17 protein-coding genes are annotated in these 17,196 nt (G+C 54.3%); 8 read left to right on the forward strand and 9 right to left on the reverse strand.

Annotation, left to right across the window (positions count from 1 at the left end; all coding sequences use genetic code 11):
• Positions 1-115: 115 nt before the first annotated feature.
• The gene (locus BLT65_RS06800) at positions 116-1,060 is read right to left on the reverse strand and encodes a LysR family transcriptional regulator (protein WP_091776355.1); all 945 of its coding nucleotides are present in this window, start codon (positions 1,058-1,060) and stop codon (positions 116-118) included.
• 57 nt (positions 1,061-1,117) lie between these two features.
• Positions 1,118-1,996: a LysR family transcriptional regulator gene (locus BLT65_RS06805; RefSeq protein WP_244186444.1), complete on the reverse strand. Its 879-nt coding sequence runs from the start codon at positions 1,994-1,996 to the stop codon at positions 1,118-1,120.
• A gap of 27 nt (positions 1,997-2,023) precedes the next feature.
• Here BLT65_RS06805 and BLT65_RS06810 point away from each other — a divergent pair, with 27 nt between their 5' ends.
• The 7 genes from BLT65_RS06810 to BLT65_RS06840 all read left to right on the forward strand — a co-directional run bounded on the left by BLT65_RS06810 (position 2,024) and on the right by BLT65_RS06840 (position 9,648).
• Positions 2,024-2,995, forward strand: a complete 972-nt coding sequence (locus tag BLT65_RS06810) for an NAD(P)-dependent oxidoreductase (protein ID WP_279634445.1) — start codon at positions 2,024-2,026, stop codon at positions 2,993-2,995.
• A 41-nt stretch (positions 2,996-3,036) separates the two neighbouring features.
• Positions 3,037-3,990 (forward strand): fumarylacetoacetate hydrolase family protein, encoded by a 954-nt coding sequence (locus tag BLT65_RS06815; protein WP_091776361.1) that lies wholly within the window; start codon positions 3,037-3,039, stop codon positions 3,988-3,990.
• 648 nt (positions 3,991-4,638) lie between these two features.
• Positions 4,639-4,878 (forward strand): type 2 periplasmic-binding domain-containing protein, encoded by a 240-nt coding sequence (locus tag BLT65_RS46360; RefSeq protein ID WP_143036491.1) that lies wholly within the window; start codon positions 4,639-4,641, stop codon positions 4,876-4,878.
• 90 nt (positions 4,879-4,968) lie between these two features.
• Entirely contained in the window at positions 4,969-6,978 is a 2,010-nt protein-coding gene (locus BLT65_RS06825) for an FUSC family protein (RefSeq protein ID WP_091776368.1), read from the forward strand.
• Complete coding sequence (locus BLT65_RS48680; protein ID WP_091776371.1) at positions 6,975-7,199, forward strand: DUF1656 domain-containing protein; 225 nt, start codon at positions 6,975-6,977, stop codon at positions 7,197-7,199. Before BLT65_RS06825 ends, BLT65_RS48680 begins: the two co-directional genes overlap by 4 nt.
• 41 nt (positions 7,200-7,240) lie before the next feature.
• Entirely contained in the window at positions 7,241-8,167 is a 927-nt protein-coding gene (locus tag BLT65_RS06835) for an efflux RND transporter periplasmic adaptor subunit (RefSeq protein WP_091776374.1), read from the forward strand.
• On the forward strand, positions 8,164-9,648 hold the full coding sequence (locus BLT65_RS06840) for an efflux transporter outer membrane subunit (protein ID WP_091776378.1): 1,485 nt from the start codon (positions 8,164-8,166) through the stop codon (positions 9,646-9,648). The genes BLT65_RS06835 and BLT65_RS06840 overlap by 4 nt, the downstream gene beginning before the upstream one ends.
• 284 nt (positions 9,649-9,932) lie before the next feature.
• Here the strand turns inward: BLT65_RS06840 and BLT65_RS06845 are convergent, their stop codons facing one another.
• The 5 genes from BLT65_RS06845 to BLT65_RS06865 form a co-directional block, all read right to left on the reverse strand.
• Complete coding sequence (locus BLT65_RS06845; RefSeq protein ID WP_091776382.1) at positions 9,933-10,247, reverse strand: NIPSNAP family protein; 315 nt, start codon at positions 10,245-10,247, stop codon at positions 9,933-9,935.
• Between the two features lie 73 nt (positions 10,248-10,320).
• Entirely contained in the window at positions 10,321-11,286 is a 966-nt protein-coding gene (locus tag BLT65_RS06850) for a SphA family protein (protein WP_167306463.1), read from the reverse strand.
• 310 nt (positions 11,287-11,596) lie between these two features.
• Positions 11,597-12,199 (reverse strand): NADPH-dependent FMN reductase, encoded by a 603-nt coding sequence (locus tag BLT65_RS06855; RefSeq protein WP_091776387.1) that lies wholly within the window; start codon positions 12,197-12,199, stop codon positions 11,597-11,599.
• 264 nt (positions 12,200-12,463) lie between these two features.
• On the reverse strand, positions 12,464-12,949 hold the full coding sequence (locus BLT65_RS06860) for an ester cyclase (protein WP_091776390.1): 486 nt from the start codon (positions 12,947-12,949) through the stop codon (positions 12,464-12,466).
• A 13-nt stretch (positions 12,950-12,962) separates the two neighbouring features.
• Positions 12,963-14,018 carry an LLM class flavin-dependent oxidoreductase gene (locus BLT65_RS06865; RefSeq protein WP_091776393.1) on the reverse strand — a complete coding sequence of 352 codons (1,056 nt, stop codon included), beginning with the start codon at positions 14,016-14,018 and terminating at the stop codon, positions 12,963-12,965.
• 184 nt (positions 14,019-14,202) lie between these two features.
• On the opposite strand from BLT65_RS06865, the gene BLT65_RS06870 reads away from it, so the two are divergent.
• Positions 14,203-14,814 (forward strand): TetR/AcrR family transcriptional regulator, encoded by a 612-nt coding sequence (locus BLT65_RS06870; RefSeq protein ID WP_007736064.1) that lies wholly within the window; start codon positions 14,203-14,205, stop codon positions 14,812-14,814.
• Positions 14,815-15,331: 517 nt separating this feature from the next.
• Here the strand turns inward: BLT65_RS06870 and BLT65_RS06875 are convergent.
• Both BLT65_RS06875 and BLT65_RS06880 read right to left on the reverse strand, forming a co-directional pair.
• Positions 15,332-16,357, reverse strand: a complete 1,026-nt coding sequence (locus BLT65_RS06875; protein WP_091776396.1) for a SphA family protein — start codon at positions 16,355-16,357, stop codon at positions 15,332-15,334.
• Positions 16,358-16,551: 194 nt separating this feature from the next.
• The gene (locus BLT65_RS06880) at positions 16,552-17,175 is read right to left on the reverse strand and encodes a TetR/AcrR family transcriptional regulator (RefSeq protein ID WP_079487075.1); all 624 of its coding nucleotides are present in this window, start codon (positions 17,173-17,175) and stop codon (positions 16,552-16,554) included.
• Positions 17,176-17,196 lie beyond the last annotated feature (21 nt).

A 17,196-nucleotide genomic window follows, 5' to 3' on the forward strand; every position in this document is an offset into this window, starting at 1 on the left:
CTGAGTCGAGCCCATGATCTGGACAACTGCAACTGCTACCGTGTTGGTGCGTTCAAGATAGGCTGAGGACAGTTATTACGCCAACAAATTCTGTAAATCCCCAGAATTTACAGCATCAATTTTGCCCAGCAGATTGCTGTCCATGCAAACTCACAAACAATGATGCGACGGTGCTCCGAAGCCAGCGGTGTCCGGCGTCACGATGACATCTGTCATGCCAGAGCTGTGAGATATCAAAGGTTGGCGCTTCAAACGGCAAAGGAAAGACTCTGACGCTCGCGTAGTCGTTGAAGGCGTTCGCGAGACGGCTGGGAACGCAAACGAGCAGGTCACTAGTCGCGATCATTTGTGACAAACCAAGCGAATGAGCGAGTCGGACTGCAACCTGTCTGACGCGTCCGTTTTCCTCAAATACACCCTCGACGGCCTCTTCGAAAATCGCGTGGCTGCCCGCTGTCGGCTTGTACACGGCGTGCCGGGCATCAAGAAACCTCCTGAGCGACAGTGAGGTCGATATGCCGGGGTGTCCGTCACGTACTACCGCAACGTAGTGCTCACGGAAAAGCCGTTGTTGATGAAACCCCGGATCAAAACTCATAAACAAACCTAGCGCCAGATCGATTTCACCAGTCGACATTGCGTTCTGCGCATCCTTAGGCGTCGCATCTACGGTGACGATTCGAATGTTCGGTGCAACCGACGCGATGTGAGAGATAAGCTTCGGCATGAACACCATTTGCCCGAGGTCACTCATATAGATCGTAAAAGACCGGTCGGACGTCTGAGGATCGAAACTCGTTTTGGTCTCCACCGCCTCCCGGAACGATGCCAATCCTGCGCTGACGTGGCCAGCAAGGCCTTCTGCCAGCGAGGTTGGCAGCATCCCATCCTTTGTTTTGGTGAACAATGGATCATCAAAGGAGGTCCTCAACCGCTTTAAGGCATTGCTAACGGCCGATTGCGTCAGGCTCAATTCTTCCGCTGCCAGCGTCGTGCTCTTTGTTCTCAGAATGGAGTCGAACACAAGCAGGAGGTTCAGATCCAAAGTCAAGAGATTCATGTGTGTCTCCTTGGGCGGCGCTATTGTTGTTGCGCCTCTATTCGGTGCAATCAGTTCTCAGACCATTCGAAAGAGCTCGTCGAACTGCTCGCGGAGCCACCGGCTCGCAGGATCGCGATGGTATCGCTCGTGCCAATACATGGCTACGTCAAATTCTGGGACCGATAAAGGTAGTGGCTTCACAACCAGTTCAAAATGCTTCGCCAGCTCATTTGCAAGCAACTCAGGCACGACCCAGATCAGGTCCGTGCTGGTGACGATATGAGGAGCGGAGAGATACTGCGGCAGTCGAAGCCTGATGCGGTCCTTCGCGCCAGCCTCAATCAACGCCTTTTCAAGCAATACGTGGCCACTTCCCGAATACTCAACTAGCAAATGTTCCTGGGTAAGGAAACGGTCCCGTGTCAGAACAGATTTTTCAAGAGGATGTCCCTTGCGCAATACCGTCACATATTTCTGTGAGAACAAGGACTTCCCGTGAATTCCCGCCTCGAGTGCCGGGAGATAGCCAACGGCCAGATCAATCTGCCCGCTTGCAAGCCCCGACAGCGTCTCATCGATCGGCTTCCATATGCTTCGAATTCTGACGTTCGGTGCCGTCGACCGAAGTCGTTGAATAAGTCCTGGGAAGCAGGCGACCTCACCGATGTCGCGAGTTCTGATCGTGAACACCCGCTTCGACTGGAGCGGCTCAAAACTTAGCGGCTCCTTGTGTGTTCTTCGGATCATTGCCAATGCATCAAGCAGCATCGGTGCAATCTCGTTGGCCAATGGGGTTGGCTCCATGCGCCGCCCGATGAGCACAAACAACTTGTCGTCATATTCTGCCCGCAGCTTCTTCAACGAGCCGCTCACAGCTGACTGGGTGACACCAAGCACATCGGCGGCGGTTGAAACCGACCTTTCCCGCCAGATTGCTTCGAAAGCATAAAGCAAGCTTAGGTCCTTCACGCGCCTCCCGATATTCCTGCCGCTAATAGTTATCCATTACGGAATCAGTATGGCTTCTTCGAGAGAGTTGGGCAAGACTACGAAAAATATCTAAAGGAGACATCTGTGAGTGCAGCACGTATTGGCATGATCGGAATCGGGCAACTTGGGCTGCCAATCGCAACCAACCTTATGGCTGCCGGATTCTCGGTCGTCGGCTTCAGACGGACAGACCGGGCCGAGTTCGTCGCCAGAGGCGGGGTCGCGATGGACGAGCCTGCAGAAGTGGTAAAGGCATGTGATGTGCTGCTGCTGTGCCTGCCCAGTCAAAATGCCCAGCTTGAAATTCTCGATGGGCCAGGCGGCGTCCTCGCTTCCTTATCCCCGGGACAAACCGTTATCGAACTAGGAACGTACAGCCGCGAATTCAAGATCACTCAGGCCGAACGCATCCGGCAAACGGGTGCAAAAGTGCTCGAGGTAGAAGTCAGCGGCACCCCCATTATTGTTGAGCAGCGAAAAGCCGCGCTCTTCATAGGTGGTGAAGAAGACGTCCTGGCTTCTTTGAAACCCGTCCTGGACGCGATTTCATCGGTTCATTTTCACATCGGCGAACTGGGATCGGCCGTCAACATGAAGCTGATCGCCAACTACCTGTTGACAATTCACACGCTCGCCGCGGCCGAGGCTATCAACATGGGGGCACGTGCCGGATTCAATCCTCATCGTGTGGTCGAAATCATCAAACAAAGCGCGGGCAGTTCCGCGATGTTTGCGATACGGGGCCCGATGATGGCCTCACGCACATTCTCCCCGGCTCCCGGTCCATTTTGTACCCTGGAAAAATATCTGACGATGGCCGATGACCTCGCGTCCGACCTTGGATGCGCCACCCCCCTTTTCTCCACGGCAAAACGCTATTTTGAGAAAGCGTTAACGGACGGCATAGGCGGTGAAGACATTGCTGCTGTCATCAAGCTGATCGAAGCAGAATCAACTCACTGACGAAAACCCCTGCATTCTGAAACGACACGGAACCACTCCAGATGAAGTATCAACTTTTCTCATATTCGCTTGATGGCTTCGGGCGACAAATCGGCATTTCCATCGGTTCAGGTCTGTACAGCCTGAAGTCTTGCGCGGTTGCGTGTGACACGGCCGTTGTGGGCGACCAAACCTTTGATCAGATCATCGCAGGCTGGAGCACCTTCGGACCGAAGCTCACGGAGATGGTAGATGATCTGTACCGAGGTAAAGCCGAGCAGATCAAACCGCTTGACGCCTCCACGGTGAGCTTTCTCCCCCTGTTCGACACACCCGGAATTATTTATGGCGCGGGAGCGAACTACAAAGACCACGTTGAAGCGATGGCCAAAGCCTTCAATATGAATCTGGAAACCAACCCCAAGGCTGCAGGTGTAAAACCGTGGCATTTCCAGAAGGCCGGTCGAAGCACCCTCGCGGCCCATGAACAGTCGGTCACTTATCCGGCGCACACCGAGAAGCTCGACTATGAAGCGGAACTCGCGGTCCTCATTGGCAGGACGGCTCGCTTTGTTGATGTGGATTCCGCCTTGGAGTACGTCGCCGGATATACCTGCGCAAACGACCTCTCCGCACGTGACAACTTGCGCCGGGAGAATGTCGATCCATCGTCGCCCTTTCGCTTCGACTGGATCGGCCACAAGTCATTTCCCGGCTCATGCCCCCTGGGCGCATTCTTCACTCCTGCTGAGTTTATCGCCACGCCCGAAGATCTCGACATCAAGTGCTGGGTCAACGATGAACTCAGGCAAGACTCAAACACGTCAAATCATCTCTACAGCGTGGCGGACCAGATTGCTTACCTGAGTGAACGGGTGGAACTGTATCCCGGCGATATCATCCTGACAGGCACGCCAGCTGGCGTCGGCATGGAGTCGGGTACGTTCCTCAAACGTGGTGACACGGTTCGCGTTTGGATTGAAAGTATCGGAGAGTTGCAGAATACGATCAAGTAATGCTCGATCCATCGTCGAGAGTAATTGAATGGACGCCCCCACCCGAAACAGCATCGATGTGCCAAAGTGGAAGTGTCAAAGCAACCACCTGAACGAGGGGGCGCCCATCTTGAAGATTACGACAGTTGACGTCGATCCGGCGAGGGACGCATTTTCCGTCCATGGTGTAAATATGCGTGGTCGAACTGTGCTGAGGAAAGTGCTCAAGCGCCGTCACGCTGTGGAGTTCTTCGCCAACCTTTCCCCTGTGTCATCGGGATGGAGGCCTGCGCAAGCTAGCACCACTGTGCCTACGAGGTACAGGCCATCAGTCACACGGCACAACTGATTGCGCCGCAGTGGCGCCGTCACGTCTTTTTCGTCACGAAAGAACAAGGCTTACGGCTGCTATATCCATTGCTCCATTATTGGATCGTTGATTTCCATTTTTCCATGTATCTCCCGAAGTCCTTTCTGCGGATGATTGTTATATCGTATCCACACACGGAGGACACACATGAGCAAGCAGATGGTTGCCCTGATTGGCGGCCCGAGAAGTTTGGGAGCACTGGTGGGAACGCACTGCTCAACGAGCGGAATGCGAAAGCAAGGGCGAGCCGCCTAGCACCGCTCGTCGCTAGCTCCAGGCGCATAGCTCCGAATTTCAACATGGACGTGACGTTGACCGAGCGTCACGTCGATCTCGTCGTGGGTGGCTTTGACGTTGGTCCGCTGGCGCCTTTCATGCCCACCTTGGCTGCGGTGGTAACTCGGCGTGTCGAGCGCGTACCGTCTACGATCGTCGCCTCGCCCGACTACTGGAGGCAGAATCCGGCACCAGACCATCCAAGCGAACCCTATGGATATGTGTTCGCGGTGATCTCGCCGTCGATGCGTAAGCCAGGTTAAACACGTGCCAGTTGTAGTGGGGATTGCTGATGCGCACGTACCTTCGATAACACGCTTCGGTCAATTCTTGCCACCTGACCTGGTTGACTTATGGTTCCATTACAGCGAGAAAAGGCATTCTATTCGCTGAGATTGTACATCTCAGCCATCATGGCATTGGGCACAGCGTTCTGGCAGGATTTCGGATACCCTTATTGGTCGATGACGATCGTGTACGTGCTGATTCAGCCCTCCGGCGGACAAACGCGTTTGAAAGCTGGGCATCTGTTGACCGGTGCGCTTGTGGGGGCGGTGGTTGGTGTCATTTGTGCGGCAGTGTTTTCCACCTCCCAGGCCGCTCAACTGATCGCGATGACGCTGTTTGTGATGGCAACCTCGTTCGGGTCGTTTAGAGAACGGAGACCACGCTACTACGCTTACATGATAAGCGGCGTCACTTGCCTCCTGGTAGCAATGCCCGGCATCACTACCCCCGATTTTGCATTCGATCGGGCGGTTGGGCGTATCCAAGACGCGCTGCTTGCGGTCTGTGCCTACTTGATTGTCGACGCGCTGCTTTTCCCACGCAGACAGTCGTCCAACGTGATGACTGTGGCCGAACAATGGCTTGTGGATTTGCGCGCCGCGACCGTCAGTGCGTTACGCGACAAATCGGACGATCCGCAAATCCGCTCCGGTATTGTGCAACGGGCGATCCAACTTGTGCCGCTGACAGATGGAACGTCGCAGGAAGGTCTCGAAAATGCTTGGCGTTATCGCGTGCTTGTTGCCGTCCTCGAACGAGGAATGCGCATTTTGCCAGTACTCTCGATGCTCGCCGATCTGGATCGCGCGACATCTGCTAGGTTCCCCGACAATCTCGCACTACGAGAGGACCTTGCCCGCTGGATTGAAACCGGCTGCCCAGACGATACACATTCCGCCGCATTGCAGCAGCGCCTGCGAGCGGGACCGCTATGGGCCGCACCCTACGACATCGATGCGGCGTTCAGGTTGTGTTATCTGCGCTATCTGCGCGCGATCTATACAGGATGGCGACGCATTCAGCATGACTACCAGCTGAAGGAAAGTGACTCTGCAAGGGTCCAGCGACTGCGTCACAAAGGACGCCCGATGCCGGCCACAGTTGGTCAGGTCGATATGGATTTCGCGGTACGGGGGGTATTCTCGATCGGCTTATATGCGTGCCTGATGGGTGTTCTTTGGAATGCCACCGGATGGAATGCATCGACGATGGCCTTGTCGATGCTGATGGGTATTTCCTTCTGCGTAACGTCCGGAATGGCTGATGATCCAGTATTAGCACTCATCGGCCCCGCAAAGATCTCCGGCATTGCGATGATGATCGTTGGATTTTACATTCAGGTCGTGTTTCCATTGATCAACGATTTCTGGGAACTCGCGCTTGCACTATTCCCCGCTCTTTTCATGCTCGGTCTCGTCGTGCAGAAGCAAGGTGGAGTATTGTTCGCGATCCTCCCTATGGCACTACTTCGTATTGGCAATGGACAAGCGGGTATTTCTATCGATGGTTTGCTGAACTCAATCATCGGACTCTATATCGGTATTGGTGTAGCGGTCGTTGCCAAGACGGCGATCCAGCGTCCCGCCTTCGTCGATCTTGTACGAGGCATGTTACGTCGCAATCGAAACCAATTGCGGAATATCGTCGATATACCATCGTCGGACGACGTCCGGCGTTTTTCACTGGATGCCCTCGACAGATTCGCCTTTCTCGAGAGCAGGGCGCCAAAGTTGATGACGGCTACGCCGGCAGTCCAGGCCAGTGCGCAGATGTTGCGTGAGTTGCAAATCGGTAGGAGCGTTCATATCCTGAACCGATGGGTGGGAGCGTCGTTCAATCGCAATTCCGTCTTCGAACCCATCAGGCACATGCTCGCGAATTCACTAAAAGTCAGGATGGATCCGCTACGTCCATGGGTTACCAATTCGTTGATCGGCCTGGTAGACACAACGCTGCACACTCTGCTCAGAAGTAGCAACTGCGACGCTGCTACCGCACGCTCCCTGGTTGAATTGCGCGTGGCGCTCGAAGAAATCAAGCGACCGGTCAACACTTCGAAACAGTTACGTCCATGAACTCAGATCTTAATTTCTTCGGTGTATTCTTTCCACCGATGGTTCTGATTGCAGCGGCTTCGTTCGTGATACTACAAATCGTGAAACGACTCATGGCAGCTTTGCGACTGTATAGATTCGTGTCGCACCGGAACATATTCGATATATCGCTCTACTTCATCATCGTGGCCGGAATTCTATTCTCGTTTGGCGGCAAGACAATCCTCCCTCTATTCTCTTAAATGTGCTCCATAAATAGCACTTTCAGCAGCAGCCTGCACACATGAATTCCATCCGACGCATCGCCAGTGGAAGCATCACCATCATCGCCATTATTATGGCGCTGTGTGCAATCTGGTACATCTGGACCTATTACGAACGCGATCCACGAACACGAAACGGTCATGTGCGAGCGGACATTGTTGGCGTGACCACAGACGTCAGCGGATTAGTCACGGCAGTCAATGTTGTCAGTGATCAGAAGGTTAAGAAAGGCGACCTACTGTTCCAGGTCGACACCGAACGTTTTGTGATCGCGGTTCAGCGTGCGCAAGCGAATCTCGAAAGTGCACGGGCGACTCTCATTTATGCGCGTCAGCAAGCAAACCGGAATCATCAATTGCGGGACCTCGTCTCCAAACAGAATGTTGAGCAGGCAGACAGTGCGCTGCGCACCGCCCTCGCGGAAGTCGATCAAGACCAGGCGGCGCTCGCATCTGCAAAACTGGATCTTGATCGCTCGAGCGTCCGTGCACCAGTCAATGGAATTGTGACATACGTCGATTTGCGGCCGGGTGCATATGCTACAGCCGGCAAAGGACTGCTTGCTCTTGTCGACACAGACTCGTTGCGCATAGAGGGCTACTTCCAGGAAACACAGTTGGAACATATCCACACAGGGGATCGCGCGGAAATTGTCGTCATGGGTTCGAGTAAAACGTTATATGGCACAGTGACAAGCGTTACTAGCGCAGTCAATGATTCTGATACAAATATTGGGGGTAATTTGCTGCCAAGCATCGCTCCCAATTTCGCCTGGGTGAGGCTCGCCCAGCGTATTCCGGTTCGCATCAGAATCGATCCAGATGCGGATACCAGAGGCCTGATTCCGGGGCGCTCAGCAAGTGTCGCGATCTTGAACAGGACTGACCGGCAGCGGCCGACTGGTGCCGCAGCGTCGAAAGCGTCATCGGCGAGTGGGCGATCATGATCCGTCCAGTTACCGTCCGCGCGCAGATAGTCGCAGTGGTGATTTGCGCAATGCTTTCCGGTGGGTGTTCGCTATTTCATCCAATGGGCCCTGACTATAGACGTCCCGCTGCCCAGGCGACATTCGATGCATCTCGCAGTTCAGCGTTTTCATTGGAATCGCCCCCCGACCGATGGTGGGAACTCTATCAGGATGCCTCGTTAAACCACTACGTCGCAATTGCGCTACGCGAAAACCGAGATTTGCGTGCTGCCGCGTCGCGATTGTCAATCGCCGAATCGCTGCTTGACCAGGTCGCAGCTCAACAATTGCCTTCGACGGCGGTATCTGCGAGCCTTGAGCGCTCTCGTAGCACGATTCCCGGCGAACTGGGTCTTCACGTTCATAACAGCGTCGCGGTCACGCTAGGCGCATCGTATGAAATCGATTTGTTCGGGCGCATTCGACGATCCATCGAGGCATCACAGGCAGACGTTGAAGAACAGCAATATACGTTCGCGGCTACCCAGATCCAAATCGTTGCAAACACCCTGAGGGCCTATCTTAACGTCTGCAACGCAAACGCCGCGCTTGTTGCAACGAAACGCACCATTAAGATCGATAGAGACACGTACGCCGCCACCAGGAGACTCGCGGATGGCGGTGGAACCAGTCAGCTTGATGTCACACGGGCCCGCGCACAGCTTGAGTCCGACGAGGCGACTGTTCCACCTCTCGAAGCACAACGTACCGCGGCACTGTATGCGCTGGCGACGCTTCTCGGTCGACAACCCGACCAGTTTCCGCAGGAAGCATCGCAGTGCACAAAGCCGCCAACACTTGAGCGGCCTATCCCCACGGGAGATGGTCTCGCGCTGCTTCGGCGCCGGCCGGATGTTTTACAGGCTGAACGAGCCCTGGCCTCGGCTACCGCAACTATTGGCGTCACGGAGGCGAGCCTCTATCCGCAGATTACCGTTGGACTGTCGATAGGGAGCGCCGCTTCAACAATCCCGAATACGCTGCGTGCAGCATCTCGCACCTGGAGTATTGGGCCACTTCTACAATGGACCTTTCCCAATCAGGCGATCGCTCGCGCGCAACTGCGCGAGGCAGGCGCGAATGCCGATCTCGCAATGAGCACATATGAAAACACGGTACTCACTGCGTTGAAAGAGACGGAAACCGCCTTGGACAGCTATGCGAGGGAACTTGATCACCTGGCTTTAGTTCAACGCACGCGCGACAGCAACCAAACCGCATTTGACCAGGCAAACAACCTATATCGACGCGGTGCGACATCGTTCCTGGATCTTCTCTCCGCTCAGAAATCGCTGGCGCTGAGTGAGCAGCAGCTTGTTGCGTCAGCCGGTTCCGTGGCTACAGATCAAGTGACTGTTTTTCTCGCGCTTGGCGGAGGATGGGGTGACTACGCGCAGCGCGCAGCGGAACAGGCAAAGGCGGCTACTGAACGCAGAACCAGCCAGTCTGTATTGCAATAGGCAGCCAGTATCCATCAGTCAATCCGTAGGCAATCTTTTGAGCCGTCGCTCAGTGTGGTCTTTCTCATGCGACTCTGTCGCGCCAATAGGTCGGCTCACGCGGGCAACTTTGGGAATCGGTTCGCCGGCTTTTCGACGGCCAAGAGGAACCGATACTTCGCCTTTGTCATTTCCATCAATCTGATCTCCATCACCATCCTGCCGAGATCAGCTTTCTTGCGTTGTCTCCTTTGCTCACACGGCGGGACGACCCTTCTTCTCAACTGCCCGCCGATTTTCCGAATTCACCTAATCGGAGAAAACGGCGCCGGCGTCAAAAGCTGGCTGCGTTGATCGAGGATCATGGGGCTCAGTTTCGTCATCAGAACCTTCCATTCCGGCGCAGACCATAGTTTGGAGCGCCGACTCTGGCGGTCTTCGAACGAATCGAACTTCCAAAGGTGAATTACGCAATTCAGATGCCCGACCTCAGATACGAAATACCCTAACATTTCGCCTAGTGCGCCAACTTGAATTGCAAGCCCTTCAGTCTCATAGGTGCTAAGAAATTCATTTAGAGTTCCCGGCTTAAGCTTATAGGTTCGATGCTCGATGATCATCCAATTTCCTTATCAAGTTGATCTGTAGAATCCGGATAAAATCTGTTCGAATGCTCTGCCCGCGCTGCCGGTCTCACAGTGCTTTGGAAAAAGAGATAAGAAATCTCGTGATATTCAGTGCATTCCGCTGCTCGACGGGCAACTGCACTTTCAATTTGATACTCGCTTTCCAGTCCGGGATGTCGTATGCCACCACTGGCCCCAGCGACAACGTGCCCAAATGCTTACCGCTTGGCGACACTTTCACACCGTTAACGGTGTCATCAGACCATTGACGACCATAAAATCCCGACAGGCCGGCTTGCCAGCGTCCCACGCGCTCACTCACGGCAAAGTCAAGATCAGCCACTGTGCCCGAAGAGTATCTATCCCGGCTATTTGTGCTGGAAAAGTCGAGAAAGAGGTGGGCGCTGACCTCCAGTCCATCGCCGAGGACGTTTGGACCCGTCAAATAAGTGAATGCAAAGTTAGGGATATAAAAATAATCGTTGTGTCCAACCGTTTGCAGATCTGTTGTGTTGTATTTACCGACAGGAAAAATCATCGAGTACGCTGCCTTGACGGTTAGCCCGTAAGGTAGTCCCGGGGGCGCGTTCTCAGGCTTGCCTCCCCACAGTGGGCCGAAGTATTTGCTGTAAGCGATAAGTTCAGAATAGACGTCACCAAATCCCTCGAAATATTGACTTCTCCCATTGAAGCTCTCGTGCCCATAGGTCGCCTGAGCTTGCACGCTTGACGCCAATGTGCCACCCCAAAGTTTTACAGGGTAGACATACATCAGCGTCGCGGCTGCGCCAGAGACATGCAGACCAATGTTGACATGGGAATTTTGCGACCAGTTGTCTCCATAGGCACGAGAGGCGATAGTCTGCGCGCCGATTAACGCTCCGTAAAACCCAGGATTGGCAGGCAATATCGCGTTGCGAATGTCCGTTCCCCCGACCGGTCCGCCGAATATGTTCCCTTCGGCTGCCCATGCCACCTGAGTTGTTATCGTCGCCGCGGATGCCACCGCAAACGCGACAATTATTGCTCTCATTCTCTCCTCCATTTAGTAGTAATCCTAATTACATTATTCGTATTCTGCGCGACGTCGCTGGCGCACCAAGTTTGATCTACATTTGTGTACCCGATCGACTGATTACTGGATCAGTCAACCGAGTTGTTCCCTTTCAGTCAGGGATGCGTGCCGAGCTTCCTCTCACTCGGTGGATCTCCGACGATAAATCGCGGGAAAGTAAATTTTTATCCGGACCGGTTGCTTACGACATTGGCATTGCCTGAGTTTGACGAGCAAGCGGTTCCCGCCCCCGCGTGGTATCTTCTTTCTCTAGAGACTAGCGATGAAATTAACTAGGCATGCCATTGTTAAACTGTGTCCGATTCGATACAGCATGATCGAGTTGAGACACCAAGCGATCGAGCATCTGGCGGGCCATTGGAGGAACGAGTTGCCCTTCCTCATTGAATGCCTGATTTGCCATGCCGACTGATACCATTGCCGGCAAGACGTGCGCACCCAGTCCCAACTCAAGCACGTTCCGTAGCGCCATTAAGCCGCGATATCCTCCGAATGCTCCGGGAGAAGCACTCCCCAGTGCATATACCGGCTCGCCAAACGCTGCCTGGATACCACCGTTCTCCTGCACCCTTGATACCCACGCAATCGCATTCGCTAGCAACGGTGATATATTTGCGTTGATCTCTGGGCTGGCGATGAATACGCCTTGGTGTGCTCGCAACGCCTCATGCAAGCGAAGCGCGGCGTCGGGAATTCCATGGCGCAACTCGAGATCAGCGTTATACATCGGCAACTCGTAGTCGGCCACGTCCGGAAATGTTACCTCCACACCGTTTTTTCTCAAATGCTCGGCGACAAGCGACGCCAGTCTCCGGTTCAACGATTCCAAGTGGGTAGATCCGTAGAGGACGAGAATTCTTTTACCAGACATGATAGTTACTTAGCCTCTCTTCTTAATTCAAAAATTTTTTTACACTAGTACCGACGGACGGCTGAATTATTCCGCCTACTGGTCATCGCAGATGAGGCCAAGTCCATTGCGGACGAAGCGCACCTTGAGGGGATGTTGACTCGACGATTGAACTACAGATCAGCCTTACAGAAGCCGAACGCTCAAGGAGCGCCGTGTTACGCGGCATCACCGTCTGAACTCCATCTCGCTGCGGAGCGGGCGGGCAATCCATAACTCAGCGCCCTATTGGCTGACCGTTGGCGCGCGCCAATGTATTCCTAGCTGTTGAGCCAACGCGAGTTCGTCTCCGATAAACCAACCCTCAATCATCCGGCCATCGGCGAATCGCGTAAAACCCGCTTCACTCATCGTGATGGGACGCTGTGTCGGCGGTAACCCCATGAATGTTCCCAAATGAGTGCAGTTGAGGGTCCAGGTACCAGAAACCCGATCGTCTTTCGCAACAACGCTTTCGATATGATGAGTCCAATCGGGAAATGCAGCACGTATCTGCTTTAGTCCAGCTTTAAAGCCTTCAATCGCACCGCCGTCTGGCGGCGCTGGACGGTCCGGCATCAGCAGGGTTGAAATCGACGCAAGCCCGTATCGTCGAATGACCATTTGCGGGTGCATATAACGTTCGCAGAGGTCAACTTCGCCGTCGTTTATTATCCGGTTGATGATTGCGCGAAACGCTTCTTCGTTTCGCAGTTCCTCTTTCGTTTGCATGGCTAGACCTCGCTTACGAAAACTTGGGCATGACTTTGTCGATGAACAGATCTAGCGTACGACGTGTCACCTCAGGGCGCATGAACCCAAAATTCATGTGAAGAGCGACATGTCGCACCCCGGCGCCTTCGTACTGCTTCAATTTTTCGATGAAAGTCTGTGGCGAACCGATGATGGTCGCGCCTTCGACAAACGCCTTTCGGAAAACAGCAGGATCATCGCCGCTGACGCCAGTGACCGCTTTGCGCTGCTCATCGCCATACGCCGAGAAGGCAGCCTGCGACAGGCGGTGCAAATTGGCCAGCGGCTCATCGATCAACTGTCGAGCTGTGTCGTCGTCATCCGCGAGCAACACCGTCTTTTGCATCGTCGTCCAGTCCTTGCAGAACTCGACCTGCTCCCTGCTCCAACCTGCTTTCGCGAGTGCGTCGTCATAAACGTTCATCGCGTGCGCCGCGCCCTCCACTCCTACGCGGCCGAAGAAGAGCGGACGCCCTGTGCGACCAGCGTCTACCCAACCTTCCTCAGCGAGTGCTGCCCGTGCCAGCAAGGGCTGATCTTTTCGATAAGGCCCGGGCATGATGCGCCCCCTCAGGATTCCGCGATCGTGGTGCGTTCGGTACTCGAGTGGCGGATCCCCAGGCTTGCGCTTCCAGGCGCGAGCAGCAACGTCCATTACTTCCGCCGTTAGACTTCCGCGCATTGCGGGGTCGCGGCCGAATCCCTCGAATTCCAGTGGCGACCCACCGCTGCCAATACCCATGATGAAACGCCCTCGCCAGATTTGATCTAGCAAATTTGCGTTCTCGGCCAGTTCCAGGGGATTGATTAGCGGCGCAACGGCGACCTGCAGCAGCAACCACGCCTGCTTGATCTGGCTTCCCAGATGGGCACCGAACATGAAGGAGTTGCCATAGGTGTTGTAGTTGCTGAAATGATGGTTCGTCAGCGCGATACCTCGAAAGCCCGCCTGGTCCGCCCGCACAGCGTTCTCTATAGCAGCTTCCATGATCGCCCCGTCCATCTCGGGGCCTGGCGTCTGAGGATTGATATATAGAGTGAAGTACAACTTTTTCTCCTGGAGTCGTTCACACGGAAGGTCTGCCATGCGTCAGTTACAATGGTCAGACCGCACACAGAAAAGTCACTTAGGCCAGTGACTAGACACAGTGTATACTCAGCGAACTTAATGTACATGATTAATTTTGATCGGCCACATCAATCTCATAGTTTGGTTATCTGGAGGACTATCCGTGGCTAAGAACGACAGCTCGCGTGCAAAACCACTGCCGCTGAGGGAACAGCAAAAGCTATTCACACAGGAACGCTTGCTCGATGCCTCAGTGCGCGTCTTTCTTGAACGTGGTTATGCCAATTCGACGGTCGACGACATTGTTGAAGCGGCGTCGGTCGGAAGAGCGACGTTCTATCTGCACTTCAAGAACAAGCTGGAGGTAATGCGAGCCCTCATTCAGGCCATGGAGCGGCACAACGAGGATCTGATCGAAGAGCTGCGCTCCTATGACCAGCCAACAAGGGCCACGTTGGAGTCATGGCTGCGCCGCTTCGTGAACCACTGGTTCGAGGAGGGTGACCGCTTTCTCGTTGGACTCCAGGCTCTGGCGAGCGAGCCAGAACTATCTGGTGAACTTGAGGTAGGTATCCGTTTGGCGACCGGAGCCCTAAGCAAGCTCCTGGTTGGCAAACAGGCAATGTCCGTCACGGAAGCACAGTTGCGCGCCAATCTTCTTGTCGGCGCCCTACAACAGGCATGTCGTGCCTTGGTTAGCGAACCACAGCATTACAGCGTAGATCTCGTTGTACGTGTGATTACCGAGATCTGGGCGAACAATCTTGGCATCTAACAGACAGTCGGACATGGTTGACGGCGCCGATCTTGACGCGCAGTAGCGCTCTGCGGAGTATTTCGCCGGACTCAACGAGTGTTTTGAATCAAGAGTCGACTCATGCATTCATTTGTCAGCGTGATGCCTGTGAGCGGACTGCCTCGGAGGGAGCGCTAATGGTGGCCGAACTCCATAGCACTCCGGCCGGATGCGTCGCGCTCAAGTTTCACAAAAAGTCACCGGCCGAACCAAGAGAATGTGGATGCGCGCGCCTGCTCGCGGACTTGATTTCGGCCGGTGATTGATGAGGCGGAGAAATGCGTACTGCACACTGGAGTGCATGTTATTCGTCGCCGGATAATTCGAACGCTGCACCAAGAGGGCGCGCTCTATCGACAGTCCGGACACGTTGACGTCGACGCGTTCAATGCTTAGCCATACGCCCGCCACTAACACGAAAAGAAACTGCCACGAGTGACGGCTAGCACTTACTCTCTTAACACAATGATCGGCATCCGCGAGCCGTTCGATTACGCTAAAACTTCACTGCGGCCTGCAGCCAGATGCGGTCGCCGCGAGCACGGTTTCGCACCAATGTTTCATGCTGCCATTTGACGACAACACCCCACGTCTTGCCGGGTTGAAATTTGAAGAACGGACCCACTGCAACGACCTGTCCTTTATTGCCATCTACAGGTACAGTGTTTCCTCCTTGCTTGTCGTCGGTAGTCTGCTTGTAGGCATATCCGCTCACACCCACCTGCCATGCCGGCGTGACGTTGTACGCAACGTCATAGTCGAGGTTCGCTTCCTGACCGGATGTGTAATCCGTATCGTGGTTCCGGCCGTTGAAGATGTAAATAGCTTTGCCGTTTATCTCCCATTTCCCGCCCAAATACAGAGTAAATGCGTACCACGGACCAAAGGCCCAATAATTACGTCCAGGATTGAATAGATTCGTCTTGTTATAGTCGCCTGTTGGGACAAAAATGTCGAAGCCAGCAATCTGATTCAGGTAGGTGCCATGCCATCCAAGCAGAAATGGCGACAGGGTCAGGTCGCCAAATCCCGACTCACGGCCAGCCTTATACACACTGCCCTTCGGCGTTGCAACATTGAATTCAACGCTCCCCTTGATATACGGTAGAGCAAAGCGACTTTCGACATCGGCACCAAGAATTTTTATCCCTGAGTACACGTAGTCAACACGCAAGGAAGCTGCCTGAACGTGCAGGTCGAAATTCGACAGCCCGGCCTTGTCATTGCCGTTGTTGTCGAGCGTATGCGCCGCGTCGTAGTTGGAAAGATATACGTAGCCATATAGTCCGGGCGGCGGCATCATCCCGGATAGCACAGTATTGACGCCGACAGGATAGGAAGTCCCACCGCCTTCAGTAGCCACAGCTGGTGTAGTGCTGCATAGTCCGCCTGCAAGCAAGCCAACGCCAAGCAATCTACTCACCGCTCCTGCAAACCACTGCGTCCTAATCTGCGGACCAACACGCTCACATGCCGAGTGTTGTTTGCATTCACGCAGCCCCCTAAGTTTCGTCTGCTTCACGTCGTCTCCTCTTGTGTCGAGAGCGGCTGATCTTTGGCTGCCTCTTCAATCGTTGATGACGTCTCTTACGAGAGTCGCATGAATGAGATGGCGAGCAGGTCCGCTTCGAAGGGGACGTTAAACAAACAAAACCTATTTAACCAACAAATTGTCTAAATTCGCCGAATTTACGCCGTAAATTCGCCCCGATAGTCCTAGCTACGACTCAGGCCGGACCCGGTCATCATGAGTCGAACTGCGCGATCGACACGACCTGAGATTTCTTTCCTCGACGGGCGTGCGCGAATCCCAAGCAACATCTGCAGTTGAAACTCCGCGGTCAACATGTCGATGAAAAGAACTGAGAGTTCGTTCACCTCGACGCCCCTGCTCGACACTCCTTCACGTTGCCGGAGAACTCTCGCGACATCGCCATATACTCGAGCAGGTCCGGCACTGTAAAAGCGGTTTGCGATTTCAGGAAAACGCTTCCCTTCTGCAACCACCAGCCGATGCAAGGCGAGCGCTTCGTCGCTTAAGACGGCGTTGAGGAATGAGACCCCAATCTGATGAAGTGCTTCTTCCACAGGAAGTTCGTCGACCTTGAACGATGAGACGGACTGAAGGATCTTCCCGCACAGATGTTCGACACATGAGTGAAACAGGCTGTCCTTGGCGCCGAAATAACTGTAGACCGTGGCCTTCGACCCTCCAGCTCGAGCGACGACATCATCAAGAGTGACCGTATCGAAGCCCGATTCAAGAAATAGCGTCACCGCGGCATCAAGAATGGCGGCGCGCTTCGCCTCGGCTCGGGGGCTTAGTTCAGTGCCTGACATAGCGATCTCTCTAAATCAAGG

It is taken from the genome of Paraburkholderia steynii (assembly GCF_900100565.1).
In the GTDB taxonomy this organism is placed as follows: Bacteria; Pseudomonadota; Gammaproteobacteria; order Burkholderiales; family Burkholderiaceae; genus Paraburkholderia; species Paraburkholderia terrae.